The sequence below is a fragment of the Neorhizobium sp. AL 9.2.2 genome (assembly GCF_013317225.1).
Taxonomy (GTDB): domain Bacteria; phylum Pseudomonadota; class Alphaproteobacteria; order Rhizobiales; family Rhizobiaceae; genus Neorhizobium; species Neorhizobium soli.
Genome location: NZ_JAALXU010000001.1, coordinates 837,671 through 852,159 on the forward strand (window position 1 = coordinate 837,671; position 14,489 = coordinate 852,159).

15 protein-coding genes and 1 tRNA gene are annotated in these 14,489 nt (G+C 60.3%); 3 read left to right on the plus strand and 13 right to left on the minus strand.

Annotated features, from left to right (window positions below):
• Window positions 1-7 precede the first annotated feature (7 nt).
• Entirely contained in the window at window positions 8-925 is a 918-nt protein-coding gene (locus tag G6K99_RS03950; RefSeq protein ID WP_174195773.1) for an MBL fold metallo-hydrolase, read from the minus strand.
• 194 nt (window positions 926-1,119) lie between these two features.
• Between G6K99_RS03950 and G6K99_RS03955 the strand changes: the two genes are divergently transcribed.
• Window positions 1,120-1,193, plus strand: a tRNA-Gln gene (locus G6K99_RS03955).
• 472 nt (window positions 1,194-1,665) lie between these two features.
• On the opposite strand, the gene G6K99_RS03960 is transcribed toward G6K99_RS03955, so the two are convergent.
• The 12 genes from G6K99_RS03960 to G6K99_RS04015 form a co-directional block, all read right to left on the minus strand.
• Window positions 1,666-2,034, minus strand: a complete 369-nt coding sequence (locus G6K99_RS03960; protein WP_174195774.1) for a DUF2293 domain-containing protein — start codon at window positions 2,032-2,034, stop codon at window positions 1,666-1,668.
• Window positions 2,035-2,176: 142 nt separating this feature from the next.
• Window positions 2,177-3,214: a P-type DNA transfer ATPase VirB11 gene (virB11, locus tag G6K99_RS03965; protein ID WP_174195775.1), complete on the minus strand. Its 1,038-nt coding sequence runs from the start codon at window positions 3,212-3,214 to the stop codon at window positions 2,177-2,179.
• Window positions 3,211-4,608: a type IV secretion system protein VirB10 gene (gene virB10, locus G6K99_RS03970; protein ID WP_174195776.1), complete on the minus strand. Its 1,398-nt coding sequence runs from the start codon at window positions 4,606-4,608 to the stop codon at window positions 3,211-3,213. Before virB10 ends, virB11 begins: the two co-directional genes overlap by 4 nt.
• Window positions 4,608-5,384: a TrbG/VirB9 family P-type conjugative transfer protein gene (locus G6K99_RS03975; protein ID WP_174195777.1), complete on the minus strand. Its 777-nt coding sequence runs from the start codon at window positions 5,382-5,384 to the stop codon at window positions 4,608-4,610. The genes virB10 and G6K99_RS03975 overlap by 1 nt, the downstream gene beginning before the upstream one ends.
• A complete protein-coding gene (locus G6K99_RS03980; RefSeq protein ID WP_174195778.1) occupies window positions 5,381-6,088 on the minus strand; it encodes a virB8 family protein in 708 nt (235 codons plus the stop codon). Before G6K99_RS03980 ends, G6K99_RS03975 begins: the two co-directional genes overlap by 4 nt.
• Window positions 6,088-7,083 carry a type IV secretion system protein gene (locus tag G6K99_RS03985; protein WP_174195779.1) on the minus strand — a complete coding sequence of 332 codons (996 nt, stop codon included), beginning with the start codon at window positions 7,081-7,083 and terminating at the stop codon, window positions 6,088-6,090. Before G6K99_RS03985 ends, G6K99_RS03980 begins: the two co-directional genes overlap by 1 nt.
• 4 nt (window positions 7,084-7,087) lie before the next feature.
• Complete coding sequence (locus G6K99_RS03990) at window positions 7,088-7,258, minus strand: hypothetical protein (protein ID WP_156466393.1); 171 nt, start codon at window positions 7,256-7,258, stop codon at window positions 7,088-7,090.
• A complete protein-coding gene (locus tag G6K99_RS03995; protein WP_174195780.1) occupies window positions 7,248-7,982 on the minus strand; it encodes a hypothetical protein in 735 nt (244 codons plus the stop codon). The genes G6K99_RS03990 and G6K99_RS03995 overlap by 11 nt, the downstream gene beginning before the upstream one ends.
• Window positions 7,983-8,109: 127 nt before the next feature.
• Entirely contained in the window at window positions 8,110-10,500 is a 2,391-nt protein-coding gene (locus G6K99_RS04000; RefSeq protein ID WP_174195781.1) for a VirB4 family type IV secretion/conjugal transfer ATPase, read from the minus strand.
• Window positions 10,497-10,790, minus strand: a complete 294-nt coding sequence (locus tag G6K99_RS04005) for a type IV secretion system protein VirB3 (RefSeq protein ID WP_062453585.1) — start codon at window positions 10,788-10,790, stop codon at window positions 10,497-10,499. The genes G6K99_RS04000 and G6K99_RS04005 overlap by 4 nt, the downstream gene beginning before the upstream one ends.
• Before the next feature lie 3 nt (window positions 10,791-10,793).
• Entirely contained in the window at window positions 10,794-11,036 is a 243-nt protein-coding gene (locus tag G6K99_RS04010; RefSeq protein ID WP_062453584.1) for a TrbC/VirB2 family protein, read from the minus strand.
• Window positions 11,037-11,076: 40 nt separating this feature from the next.
• The gene (locus tag G6K99_RS04015; protein WP_174195782.1) at window positions 11,077-11,799 is read right to left on the minus strand and encodes a lytic transglycosylase domain-containing protein; all 723 of its coding nucleotides are present in this window, start codon (window positions 11,797-11,799) and stop codon (window positions 11,077-11,079) included.
• Between the two features lie 179 nt (window positions 11,800-11,978).
• Here G6K99_RS04015 and G6K99_RS04020 point away from each other — a divergent pair, with 179 nt between their 5' ends.
• Together G6K99_RS04020 and G6K99_RS04025 are read left to right on the plus strand one after the other, a co-directional pair.
• A complete protein-coding gene (locus G6K99_RS04020; RefSeq protein ID WP_174195783.1) occupies window positions 11,979-12,533 on the plus strand; it encodes a hypothetical protein in 555 nt (184 codons plus the stop codon).
• The gene (locus G6K99_RS04025; protein ID WP_174195784.1) at window positions 12,517-14,112 is read left to right on the plus strand and encodes an FAD-dependent oxidoreductase; all 1,596 of its coding nucleotides are present in this window, start codon (window positions 12,517-12,519) and stop codon (window positions 14,110-14,112) included. The genes G6K99_RS04020 and G6K99_RS04025 overlap by 17 nt, the downstream gene beginning before the upstream one ends.
• The last annotated feature ends 377 nt before the right edge of the window (window positions 14,113-14,489 follow it).

Here is a 14,489-nt window from a genome sequence, read left to right on the forward strand (position 1 = left end):
GCGCCCATCAAGCCAGCGTATAGATGCCTGAAAGCGATGGCGGTCCGTCCGTCGCAACCTGTCCCTTGCCGATCAGGTCTTCCAGGTGCGCCAGCACCGAAAGGGCGGCCGCACCATGCAGACGCGGATCCGTGCGCGCATAGATCGCCGTCACCATATCCGGGATCAAACGGTCGCCGGCGCGGATGCGCTCCAGCACCGCACGCTCGCGCATCCGCCGGTGCGTCCGCAGGCCGCGCAGAAAAGAGGCGGGCTCGGTCACCGGTCCGCCGTGCCCGGGAAAGAAGATCCGGTCTTCGTCCCCGCGCGCCAGAAGCTTTTCGACCGACGCCATGAAGTCCGCCATGGACCCATCCGGCGGAGCAACGATCGTCGTCGCCCAGGCCATCACGTGGTCGGCAGAAAACAGGATGCCGGAATTTTCCAGCGCGAAGGCGCAGTGGTTGGCGGTATGGCCGGGTGTATGGAGGACGGTCAGCGCCCACCCGTCACCCTCGATCCTCTCACCATCACCGGCCGCGATATCGGGCACGAAATCGGTATCAGCGCTTTCAGCGAGCGGATTGATCTCGCCCGCGTGCAGGGAACGGGACGCCCGGTGCGGCCCCTGCGCCACCGTCAACGCCCCGGTCGCTTGGCTCAGCCGCCGTGCCAGCGGCGAGTGGTCGCGATGCGTGTGACTGACAAAGATATGGCTGACACGCCGCCCCTCAAGCGCCGCCATCAAGGCTTCAAAATGCGCCTCGTCCTCCGGCCCCGGATCAATCACGGCCACCGACGATGTCCCGACGATATAGCTGTTGGTGCCATGAAAGGTAAACGGCGAGGGATTGTTCACCGTCAACCGCTGCACCCCTGCCGCGATCGTCACGGGCACGCCGTAGGACGGCGAAAAGGTCAGATCGAAATCAAGGTCTTCCGGCATGCTCAAAAACTGTCCTGCCGCCAAGGGCGCTTGTTGTCATCTCCCCGAGGTTTAACACCCGATCAACGCGCGTAAACCCGAAACCCCGCGTTAATTCGTGACAATCCCGAAATTTGCCGTTGAGAGGGCGGCAAAGCTTTGCTAGAGCAAGGCCACTTCCGGTCCGGGCCAGCAATGATTTGCCCCCGACCTGTTGGGGCGTCGCCAAGCGGTAAGGCTCCGGTTTTTGGTACCGGCATCCCAGGTTCGAATCCTGGCGCCCCAGCCATGCAGTATTTTACGGCCGAGACTCGCAATCCAACCGCTGCACCTCGGAATTCATGCCGCAACTTCTGTTTCCAGTCCGCGCGACGCCAGAACTTAGCTGCAAGGACGCCGTCTCAAGTCTGTCGCATAGGACGTCCACGTCTGCGATGATGCTGAGGAGCGCGGAAAGCGCGTTACCGGCATACACGTCGAGGATGACTTCTGCGCTGTCGTCCGGCTGGTCATGGTCGATTTGACGGGCTGGTGCGGGCATGGTCGCCTCTCCTTATGACTGGTATAAGTTCCTATTTTGTTCTCATTTACGAATGGAGTCAATGCGCTGCAAATTCTGCGATGAGGATAAGCCGCTCATCAGAGCCCACATCATCCCCGCAGCTTTCTTCGTGAAAAATGGAGCGCGCATTCTGTCGTCGTTGCCAGAGGTCTTCCCAAAGAGATCACTCATCGCCGTCTATGATGATCGGTGGGCATCATCATTGGGAGTGTTGGCTCTTCCAACTCGCAATCATCGCATTAATCTTGGGCTGCACCCGTCGCCGGGCTTCCCCTCGACGAACGCCGACAAGCAATAGCTGGTCATACTCAGTCAACTCATGCCGAAGTGTGTTCTGGATGGTGTGATCGACGGCGTCGGCTATCGTGGCATTCCGCCAGTTCTTCGGCTCGGTGCACATCTGGCTCGCGAAGCGGACAACCGCAAACTCGGGACATCCTGGGTATTCCTGCCGGATGAAGTATTCGACTTCATAGCGGTGGAACTGCTGCCTGTGGCGCCTTTGCTGCCGTTCCCGCCGCCGCTGTCGTTTTGATCCTATGGTCGGTTTGCCGGTCTGCAACTGCATGAGGGGCTCCCTGACGAGAAGGCGAGTGGCATGGTATAACTATGGTGCTCAAATCCACCAGCCTCCCGTGTCCGCTATAACGACGCAAGACAACTCAATTTTGTCGCATCATCCCGGTGTGACGATCACAACAACCGTTGCGTCAGGCGCGGGCAGCCTTTGCGAAAAGCACCTCGTCGACAGCAAAGCCGCCATTTTGGCGGTCGCGGGCGACGTGGACGACGACCGGGATCGCCTCCTCGAGATATTTGAGGATCGCGTCATGCGACAGGCCCGGATGGGACTGGTGCACCATGAAGACCAGCCGTTCATAGGCCGAGGCTGCCGAATTCGCATGGATCGTTGCCATAGAGCCCGGATGGCCGGTGTTGACGGCCTGAATGAAGGTGTAGGCCTCGCTGCCGCGCAACTCGCCCAGCATGATCCTGTCGGGCCGCATGCGCAGCGAGGCTTCCAGCAGGTCTTGCGGTGTAATTAGCGAGGCGCTCTGGCCGCCCTTGGAGGTCATGAGCGAAAGAGTGTTCGGTGCATGTGTGACGAGTTCGCGCACGTCCTCGATCGTCACGATCCGCTCGTCGTCTATCAGCTTCATCAGAGTGTTGAGCAGACTGGTCTTGCCCGATGCGGTGCCGCCGGAGATGAGCATCGACAGTCGGCCACGGACCGCCTGCGACAGAAAGCCCATTGCATCGTTACGCTCGATTGCGTCGACGAGTCGCAATTCTGGCGCTGAAAGTTCAAGCCGTGCACTCATGCGCGTGTTCCGCAGGGCGCCAGCGTTGGCGTAGTCTTCGAGCGTCAGGTCGCGCACGACATGCTTGCGGATCGACAGTGCGCCGCCATCGGGGGCTGCAGGCGGCAGAACGCATTGCACGCGCTCGCCGCTTGGCAGCGACGCGCTGAGAAGGGGCCGCTCCTCATTGACGACCTGCCGCGTGGCGCTGGCAACAAGCGTCGCGACCGTGATCAACCACCGCTGCGTCAGGCGCGGGTCGTCGATCCGCTCCATTGCGCCAGTCTTCAACCGTTCGACGAAGGCTTCGCCCGGTCGGTTGACGGCGATCTCGCCGACTTCAGGGTCTTCGAGATAGCGGAGCACAGGGGAAAGCGCCCGATGAAGGACCGGAAAATCCTGCCACAGCGAATGATGCGCGTCGTGCCTGCTTGCGGGGATCGTCATTTGTATACTGGGGGCGGCGGATACCATCCTGTTGAGGACGAAGCAGAACCCCGCGGTACGGCGATCCCCTTGCGTATCCTGCGAAGCTCTTCCTGCAGCGGATCGCCATAAAGCTTCGAGAAATCGAGGTCGCGGCGAACGAAGATGGTGACATCAGCGCCTTGATCGACATGGATGGTGGGCGGAATGTTTTCCGAGTTCTGCGCCGATTCGGTCGCAAGCTGTGTGAAGCCGCTGGTCCCTTGGGTAACCGCCGACATCACGCCGTCACGCCCATTGCCGGACGAATCGAGCGTGGTGGTGGTGGTGATGCCGGTCGCCGGGTCCGTGGAGGTGATGGTGCGTGGAGTTTCGTTGCCGTTGTCGAGCGCTAGGGCGGTGCCAATCTGCGCACCGCTGCCGAGGATGGAGAAGAACATTGCGGAACCGACGCGCTCGGCCCAATGCGTATCGACTTTGCCGGTAAGACCAGCCTGACCGATATTGTCTGCGCCGGGCGAGGCGATGTCGACTTGCGTGCCGTCGCTCACCACGATGCGGTTCCAGACCACGAAGACGCGCTTCTGACCCCGAGATAGGCCAGACTTATATTCGCCGACGAGCCGCGAGCCTTTTGGGACGAGAATGCGACGGCCATCCAGCGAATAGACGTTTTCGCGCACGACGGCGCGGACCATGCCTGGCAGATCGCTGTTGATGGCGGTTTCCAGAAAACCGCGGATCAGGGTTCCCTGCGCGATCAGCGCGTCCGGCCGCGCGTTTCTTGAGGCGATGGCCGGCGTAATCCGGTTCTGCTCTGACTGCGCGAGAAAGGCCTTGTTCGGATCGCTGTCGGAGCCGGGCACCTGCACGACTTGGTTGTCGGCATCGGTTGCCACGGTATCGCCGTCCTGACCGCCGCCGTCGGCCTCAATGGTGATCATTTGGTCGGACTGTAAACGTTCCTGCATGGCATCGCGCGCAGCCTGCCGGGCAGTTTCCTCTTCCTGCGCCTGTCTTGCGGCTTCTTCCTCGCGCATCTGCCGTTCCATTTCCTCGCGGTCACGGATTGCATCGGCCTGATCGGAGCCATCGCTCGGGGGCGCTTCTTCGACAATCGTCTCCGGCGCGGGTTCCTCGGGTACAGTCACGGTCGCAGGGGGTAAAGGTTGGTCGGCGGGCGGAAGCGATTGCTGCTGCAAAGGGAAGGCCGGCGGGTCGAAGCGTTCGTCGCCGGCAGTCTCGCCCGGAACCATGCTGATCCCGCCGAGCCGCTGGCTGGGCCAGTTGACCAGCACCAGCCCGCCAACCATCAAAAGCCCGAGTGCGACAAAGCCGGCATTGCGGGCGAAATTCGAGCGCTTTGCCGCAACCAGGCTAACGCCGTCAAGATGGTCATAGTCGAAGCGGCTCATCAGTGATCGCTCCCGCGTGGCTGGCTTGCCGTTCTCGGCGCTGCGGCTGACAGCCCGGCCGACGGCGATGCCCTGCGATTGTAGAGGCACAGCGTGCGCTGTCCGGCCCTGAGAGTAAACTGCGCGGCAACCTTGTCGACAACAATGTAATTGCCCTCGGTGCGCGTGTTGACAAAGGATTCGCGGCCGTCGCTCTCGACGACGAACACCGCCGGGATATCGCCGTCGAACTGCAGGAACATTTTGGTGCCGTCGTCAAACACCGTGCGTGGCTTCATCGCGGCATCTCCGCGGAACACGTAGTCGTAGTTCAGGCCATAGGGATTGAGGACCTTGAGCGAGGGAGAGGAGATGTTTTCCTTCGCCTGCGCCAGCATGTGCGCGCCGATTTCCTCATCCGGATAGCGAAACCGCACCTGGAACGCGGTCATCACCTTGGGATTGTCGGATACAGCCAGAAGCAGCGAATAGGTACGCTTGCTCGTCACGACATTGACGTTCGTTTGCGCCCGCTCCAGCAGCGGCTTGATGAACATGATGGCCGAATCCTTTTTCGGCACGATCGACCATGCCTTGGTGTCCCCCGCCGACACCGTCTGTATGATCTCGTCGCTGCCGAACTGGATCATTGTGGAAACGCCGAGACCCGCCTGAACGGTGGTCACGTTGTCGTCGTCGAAGGTCACGTAGCGGATGCGCGGATCCTTTGCCTCTACCGCGTAAGCAGCGAGCAGCGACCAGACGCAGCACAGGAAGATCGCAGCGGCCGGCCTCACGGGTTCGCCTCACTTGCCGGGGGCGTCGTCGACACGCTTTCCTGATCGCGCCTATAGGTGACGACCTCAAAACCAAGCGGATTGTCGAACCGGTATTCGTTGCGCATCGGCTTGGTGGTGTAGCGGAACCTCAAGACCGAGACCCAGTGGTTCTGCCGGGTCTGGCCGTTGCGGCTGCTTTCCGTCGAGAATCGCACGCTGGCGGTCTGGTTGTTGAGGAAGGAGACGGACTTAACCGTGACCGAAATTGTGGTGTCAGCGCCATTCACCTTGTCGAGCGAACGAGGGTTGGAAGGCGAGAAGTCATGCACCAGATCCTGCACGGCCGCATCCGCCGATAACAGGCTCGCGAGATCGAAGTTTACCTTCAGGAGATGCGGATCGTAGGTCTCGCGGGCGCGGATGTAGCGGACGATATTGGCCGTCGTCACTGCCTCGTCTGAGGCTAACCCGCCGGGCGTCAGGGCGCGCGCGATTTCGAGGTATCCGGTCGTCTTGTCGACCTCGACCACATAGGGTTCGTACTGCCTGAGCGGCAGGATCAGGACGAGTGTGGAAACCGACAGGAGCGCGATCGCCAGCGAGACGAACGCAACGATCCAGGCGAGCGTGCGCGATCGGCGCAGGTTGCGGTGGATCTCGTCTTCCCATGTTGCGCCCTGCTGGTAGTAACGCTTGTCGACCATCTCCTTCTGCTTTTCCATCAGAGCCGAACGGTCGCGTTGCGCGCCGTTTCCCTCTGGATGTTTCGCATGGCATCGTCGGTCTGGCCGGCCAGCATGGTCACGCGCTGGGTGCCGGTGCGAAAGAGCGAGTTGATCGGGTTGACCGTGCCGACCGCATAGCGGCTCGCTACCATCACCGTTCCGCTGGCGACAGTACGCGCGATACCGGGAACCTGTAACAGCAGATAGCATCCGACCGCCTCGGCCAGAAGCAACGGCATGATGTGCGATATGCCGAGTGTGACGTCTGCGGAGGCCGGAATTTCCATGGCGCCGATCGAGAGCGCGATGATGCTGCTATAGAACCCGAGAAAGGCGAAGATCAGAACCTGTTGGATCAGAAGCCGGACGACGATCGTCCTGAATCCGTCCGTATAACGCGACGAGTATTTGAAAAGGGCGAGCACGATCCACAGCGGCCCCATCGCAACGATAATCTGCAAAAAGAACTTAGCGGCGAAGACGGAGGCGATCGCGATACCGAGAAAGGCGACGGAGAACACAATCACCAGCGCCGAAAGCAGGCCGGCAAGACCGTCCATGACGCTGCCAATATAGATCTGGCCGGCGATCCGGATCGAGGCCGCATAGACCATGTCGAGTGCATGCAACACGTCGGTGTAGGCCGGCCGGCCGGTGGCGAGCGCAATACCCGCCATAATGCGCGAGCCCACGACATCGGGAATCGATTGGATCGCCACATAGATGGTGCCGGAGAAGGCGCCCCAGCTTGTCGCCAGCCAGTAGATGACGACGGCGCGCAGCAGTCGCTCCATCGCCTCGATCGGCGACAGCGAGGAGCGCCCGGTCATTAACGAGAAGCCCCACCAGATCACGTAAAGGATCAGCATCGTGAAGAAGATCGGCTGCAGCACGCGGCCAAGCGACTGGTAGACCTCACGGATGAAGGTCGTTCCCAGAACATCGACGCTGAGAAGCAGGTCGGAGGCGGCAGACGACACGGCCTGTTCCATGCGGCTACTCTACCATGATCTGGGTAAACGGGTTGACAGGCTGCGGCTCGCCGCAATGCGATGCCTCGACGAAACTGGTGAGCGGCCCGCAGGGAGCCTTGATCTGCCGGTCAGTGCTGCTGCAGGCCGATGATAGAATGGCCAAGGCAAAAAGGGCGCCTAATCTAGTTGCCATTGCTGCTGCCCCTGCCGATTGTGCGGAACGGATTGACGTCCCGGTATTGGAGGAGCTTTTTGACCTCTGTCGAGCGGCTTGCCTCCGAGGCAAGCTCGTTGCTTGTCGTGGAAAGAACCACAGCCTGCATGGCGATCAGTTCGTTGACCGCACGCGTCGTTTCCAGTCCCACGCGGGTGTTCTCGTCCACCGCGCCCTTGATGTCCTCGGAGCGACCGACGGCGATGGCGGCGCCCGATATCCGTTGCTCGCGAACCGCGGCATTGCGCGAGGCCTGCTCGCCAAGGGCTGCCAGTAGAACGCTTCCTCTAACCCTGGTTCTGTGAACTTGGTTGACGGCGTCAGTGCGGCCATCGATGCGCGCCTGCTGCTGAAGCGTCACAGCCAGCATCAGGCCGTTGATCATGAAGGCCGCAGCGCGGCGTGCTTCTGGGCTGATGCGACCGAGGTTCATCCGGTCTTCCTGAACAAACTGCCCCAAGGAGGGCGCGCCAGCGATCGCGACCCCACGGCCGAGCCCATCGGGCGGCAGCGAGAGCGAGCCGTCGCGCGATCCCGTCAGCGCTTTTGCGATCTGGTCAGTCTTGGCGTTCAGTTCCTTGTCGTTTTCAAGGATTTCGCGAGTCTGCCGCGCGTTCTGCTGGGCGACTGCCAAGTTCTCGATATCCAGTACAGCCATCCCCGCGGCATTGGCAGCGGATGCCGACAGCAGAAAAGATAACACGCACGCTCTCATGACGACCTGGCGGATTTCTCGAGGAGATACTCGCCGACCATAGCCTATGTCGGCATGCCGCCCGTCATTAAATCTCTGATTGCCTTCGCAGTTATCCACATTTGTTTGACCATATCTACACATCGTATTCAGTGAAGCGCGAAAGCCACTGGGCGGGATCGTCGCCGTAGCGGGCTCGCAGTTCTTCGCATTCGCGCACGGTCTCGATGCGGCCGGACAGGACTTTCATCAGGTCTGGCATCGAGGAAAGGTCGAGCTTGACGACGACGGAATCGTTGGCGCGCTTCACCAGCATCGCCCGGCTTTCCGGCGGTGCCGTCTTGATGAAATCGAACTCCTTCGCCGACAGCAGGAAGTGATCGCGATAGACGGCCGCACTCGCCTTGGCGTTCGGCAGGAAGATGTTGGATGTGGTCTGCTCGATGATCGCCGACGAAATGCTCGATTCGACAATATCGGCCGCAGACTGGGTGCCGAAACCGACAATACCGTTCTTCTTGCGGATCGTCTTCAGGAGATCGCGCAGGAAGGCCGGGAACACGGCGTCGTCGAGAAGCTTCCAGCCTTCGTCGAGGAAGATCATCGTCGGCGTGCCGTCCAGCACTCCCTCGATGCGGTGGAAGAGATACATCAGCGCTGCGGTGCGCGTCTCCGGGTCATCCAGCACGCTGGTCATGTCGAAGCCGATGACCTGGGAAGAAAAATCCAGGCGATCGACGGGATTGTTGAACAGCCATCCCTTGTTTGCCGGGTCGAGCCAGGGTTCGAGACGTCGCGCCAGATCGTTTTCACCCGGCTGCAATCTACCACGCAGCACTTCCGTCAGCATCTTCAGGCTGCGGCGCTCGCGAGGAAACTCAAAGAGCAGTCCCACGGCATCGGCGATCACGATCTTTTCCGAGGCCGACAGCGCGCCTTCAGTTGGATTCAAAAGATAGGATAGAAGCGTGTTCGCAAACGCCCGGTTGGCGGGCGTGTCGTCGATCTGCAGCGGCGCAAAGCCCGTGGGCGTGCCGGGCTCCAGCACCTCGTAGTGGCCGCCGAGCGCACGGATAAAGATATCAGCGCCGCGGTCCTTGTCGAAATAGATGCAACGCGGCCGCGGGCGGATGCGCATCGACTGCGCCATCAGGAAGGCCATCGCCGCCGTCTTGCCCGAGCCGGTCGGCCCGACAATGGTGAAGTTGCCGCTATCGTTGACGTGGAAGCTGAAATTATATGCAGTTTGGTTGGCGGTTTCGACGATCGCGATCGGCTTTTTCCAGTGCAGGCCTTGCGTCTCGCCGCTTGGAAAGTTGTGGCCGGAGAAAAGCCCTGCGAAATTCGCCGACGAGATCAACCCTCGGCGGGCAATATAGCTAAAGTTGCCTGGAAGCTGCGCCCAGAATGCCGGCTCCATGTTGAGGCTTTCGCGCACCGGCACGACGCTCATCCGCGACAGTTCGGACTGCACGTCGGAGACGGCGCGGTTCAGTCGCGACACCGAGCTTTCGAAGACGCAAATTGACATGTGGTGATAGCCGAACACGACCTCGCCCTGTGCCAGCTTGTCCAGTCCCTGATGCACGGAGGCTTCCATCTGCGTGCCGCCGACGTCGGAGGTGGCAACCTGATTCCCGACGCGGCGCATGATCTGCATGGCGGCAGCCCGGTCTTCGACGGCAAACGACTGTGTCAGGATGAATTCGTAGGGCAGGCGCAGCAGCCCGTCCGTCCCGCCCGGCGCCGTGAAGGGTGGGTATTCCTTCATCGACACCATGGCGCCCACCTTCGACTGCATCTCCCCGCTGCCGCGGATTTCGAGCGCATTGCGCCCGAACAGGAGCTGGGCGGTCGGGATTGCCTCGGCTAGGCTCATGCGGGGAAGGGGCATTTCCACCGGATCGCCGCCGGAGACGATCTTGGCGAAAAATTCCGCCGGCTCCGAAAACACCGAGCCCCGCCGTTCGGCGACCCCGAGCCGCCTTGCGCCATAGGGGGCGAAGTCCTGCACCATGGCGAGCGTTGCTTCTTCCAGCTCGCGCAGCGCCTCAGTGCGGCTTTCGCTCTCGCCTGCGCCATGGCTGAAGGCGGACAAAGCACGGTCAACCCAGCCGATCTTGCCCAGCATATGGCGGCGCACGATCGTCAGGTAGATATCGTTGACGAAAAGGTTTTTCTGGCTGAGATGCTCCCGATAGCGACGATTGAGCTCGGCCGCGAAAGGCATGTCGAAATCATCGTCGATTGCAACCGCACTCTTGCGACGAATAACGGTGGTGTAGAGTGAGAAGCGCGACGACCCGAGAAGCCGGAAGCTGTTATTGCGGTTGCGCATCCGGGCATTGAGCTCGGCCTGATCCATGGTCTGGAACGGCAGTCCTTCCAGCTTTATGACAGAGACCAGAAATCCCAGTTTTGTCGAGACGACATGGTCATTGACATGCCTGAGATAGGGAATGTGCTCCCTCACTCCCATCTCATAGCGGCGCTGCCGCCCGAACTTCAGACTGTCGTTGAGGCTCACGGCGAATAGCTCCGCCCGCCCCAAAACGATGCGTTCCGGATGGCGCGCCGCATGCCGAGCAGGCGTTCGAGGATGTGGAAGATGAATGGGTCGCGCTGACAGAGATACATCGCCATCAGATGGATGACGAAGGCAAGCACGATGGGCAGGAGAAAGCTGCTGGTGGCGATGAAAATCACAACCGCGATCATGCCGTTCAGCGCGAAGATTTCATAGCGGACGCCCCATTTCGTCGGCGGCCTCGTGAAGGCAAGGCTCACCGGCTCGACGGCTGGGAGATCGTCCTCCATGGGCTAGCGAACCGCGTAGCGCAGCGAATCGACCAACGTCGTCGCGCCGAAGACGAGCGCGATGCCGATGATGATCGATCCGGCCAAGCCCCAGACCAGACGACCAGTCATGGCGAGGAAGCCCAGAAAGCAGACGGCGATGATGGCGACGGAACGGGCGATCGCGCCCTGCAGGAGAGACACCAGCCAATCCAGCGCTCCCTGGATCGGGGCGGCGTCCTGCGCGTAGGCAAGGGTTGGAAGCATCGCGGCTACCAGACCAATCACGACGGCGGATCTGAGCGCCTTACTGCAATTCAATGACATGCCCGTCCTTCCAGCCCACCTCGGCTTTATTGCTGTCACCCTCGTCCTTAGCGGGCTCCTGAACCTGCTTGACCTGGGCTATAGACTGGTCGTGCTGCCCGACCATGGTCGAATATTTCCAGCGGTTGAGCACGCGAACAATATAGTCGCTTGTCTCCCGGTAGAGGGGGATACCCTTCTTTTCATGAACCTTCGCCGGCCCGGCATTATAAGCCGCCAGCATCAGCAGCGGATCTTTGAATTCGGTATAGAGCTGCTTCATGTACCGGACGCCGGCGCGCACATTTTGCTCGACATTGCAGCGATCCACAAGGCCAAGGTCCTTTGCGGTCGCCGGCATCAACTGCATGATACCGAGAGCGCCGCTGGAGGAGGGGCCGGAATTGGCACCGTAGCCGCTTTCCACCCATGCAACGGCATCGACGAGATCTGGATCAAGGCCCTCGGCGGCAGCAAGGCTGCGAACGATCAGGCTGACTTGCTGTGGATCCACAGCAGCACAGCGCTCAGCGACAGTTGCCGGCAACTCGATGGTCGAGTTGATAACATGCGCTTGCGTGCCGGCATTTGCCTCCGGCAGGAAGGCAAGACGAATTCGGTCTTCAATCTTGCCGGAAGTCTGAGGCGAAGCATAAGCCAAACGCGCATCGCGGGCGCTGCTTTCTAGAGGCCAGAAGCTCAAGGCGGCGACAACCGCTACCATGCTTGATTTCACCGCAACTCACCCGCCCTGAATATCGCTTCCTAATTATTGAGCGAGCGCGACCACCGTCAACAGAAGTCTTGTACTATCAACAGTTGAATTTTGCTCGACTATTCCTGTATAGACTGGGTGTAGAATCAAGCCGATTATTCCCGGCAAAACACGATGCAGGCAGGGGTATGCGATCTGGATTGCCGTTCGTCGTGACGCTGGTCAGTCTTTTTCCCGCCACCCTTGCCGCGGCGAACGAAGCCGCATCCCCCAGCGCTATCTTGACAATGCGCCCTTCGCACATTCTTGACGGCCACCGTTGGGTCGAAGGCGGCAGAACATTCGAGCTTTACGGCGTCGGCCCCTGCGAGCAGGGCAGGGCATTGACCGGTGACGTCGGGCGGACGGCAGAGTGCCGCGTGCTTGCCACCGCGCGGCTTGCCGCATTGTTTTCGACTGCCGGCGTCACATGCCGGGCAGTCGATAAGGCTATCGATGTCGGTGTCGTGCCAGTCGTTTGCGTCGTTGAGTTGGGCGACGATAAATTCGATCTGGGCATGGCGCTGATTGCCGGCGGCTACGGCTTTGCTGCACTCGGAGACGACGGGCGGCCGGTGGTGAAGAATTATCTGGTGGCCGAGTTGAGCGCAAAGGTCGATCGCCAGGGTATATGGGCAAGGCACGGGCTGGAGGAAGGCCGAGTGCGACATGGGGACGGGAACAGGCATGAAAGCGGAAACTAAGCTCACCTTATCGATACTCGTACTCCTCGGCAGCTTGATGCCGCGGGAGACACTCGCGGTGGAATGCGCGACCGCCGATATCGTCGTCTATGGTGGTACGCCAGCCGGCATAGCGGCAGCGATCCAGGCGGGGCGAATGAAGAAATCCGTCATCCTGCTGGAGCCGACGCAGCATGTTGGCGGCATGATGTCGAGCGGCCTGAATAAGACGGATGCCTCGCCGCGGCAGGGCGCGAGGATTGTCTATGGCGGCATCGCTCAAGAGTTTTTTGCCCGATCTGCTAAACACTACAATCAGACAGGGCCGGAAGGCACATACTTCGAATCAAAATGGGCTGAAGCGACGTTCAAGGCGCTTCTGGCAAGTGCCAAGGTCAACGTCGTTTATGGCCAGCGCATCCTCAGCACTGTAAAGACGACCTTTATCAAGCGAATTACCATGACGTCCGGCCGCAATTTCTGCGGAAGCGTGTTTATCGACGCCAGTTATGAAGGCGACTTGATGTTTAAGGCGCGCGTCAGCACAGTGCTCGGGCGCGAAAGTCGCACGCAATATGCGGAGAAGGATGCCGGCGCCCAATTGCTTGCAAAACCGGAACTCGACGACGGCACCCCGATCACGATCGATCCCTACGTCGTTCCCGGCAATCCCTCCAGCGGCCTGGTCCCGGGTGTGATCAACGAAAAGCAAAAACCGGTTGGATCGGCCGATACCAATCTGATGGCCTACAACTATCGCATCTGCATAACAGACAATAGCTCCAAGCAGGTGCCGTTCTCGCGCCCTGCGGATTACGATCCCACGCAGTACGAGGGGCTTTCCCGTTTTATCAACGAGCTGGTGAAGTCGGGACAAGGACCCTCTAGTCGCTACTTCATCGGTAACGGCAAGACGGTGTTGGACAAATACGACGTCAACTCGAACCGCTGGTTCTCGACAAACGTCTTCCACCTCGGTGCCGCTTACGCCAATGGGACGGAAGCCCAGCGCGACCAAATCAGGAAGAAGATACGTTCCTATATCCAGGGCTATTTCTATTTCGGCCGGACTGATCCGCGCGTGCCGCAGCATGTTCGTGACGAAACCGCAAAGTACGGATACTGCGCCGACGAGTTCGTCGATAACGGCAACTTTCCCTATCAGGTTTACGTCCGTCAGACCCGTCGGCTCGTGGGTCAGTTCGTGCTGACGGAGAACAACATCCTCAACAAGACGAAATTCACGGATTCGATCGGGTTGGGATACTATTCCATGGACCAGCACGGCATGCTGCGCACCGTGCTCAATGGGGTTGTAGTCGACGACACGCGCAAGAGCGTTTCATCTGGCGGCCCCTATGAAATCCCTTACCGCGCCATGTTGCCGAAGGCGACCCAGGTAAAGAACCTGCTCGTTCCAGTCGCATTGTCGACTAGCCACGTTGCCTACACCTCCGTGCGCGTCGAGCCGACCTACATGGTGCTCGGGCAGGCTGCGGGCGCGGCAGCAGCGCTTGCAGTCAAGGGCGATGTCGGCAAAGTCGATACCAAGATACTGCGAAGCAAGCTCACGGCCGCCAATGCGGTGGTAAGCTGGTAGAACTGAAAATTACTCGGCGCGCCGCGGCAACTGGGGCGCGCCGGAGACTAGCGAGGCGACACACACGGCGCTTGTCAGTGAACTGCTTTACAGAAGATCTTTCAACGTTCGTTCTTCGGACGAAAGATGCATCGGTTCGGAGAGGCCCTGCGGCCTCCCGACCCGAGAGCTCAAGGTTGAGCGAAAGGCGTGCCCGGAATCCGGGCTCCCGTGCTACGCACGTTTCGTGCAAACCCTCCAACAAGTGACCGAGAAGCGCCTGGCCGCATATGGTCCTCAGATCCTGTGGTCTCCCGTGTTTTCCATAACTGACGACGTAGTTTATTTTAGACGAATGTAATTCTTTTGAAACCCTTGAGAGTTGCATATGCGAACAG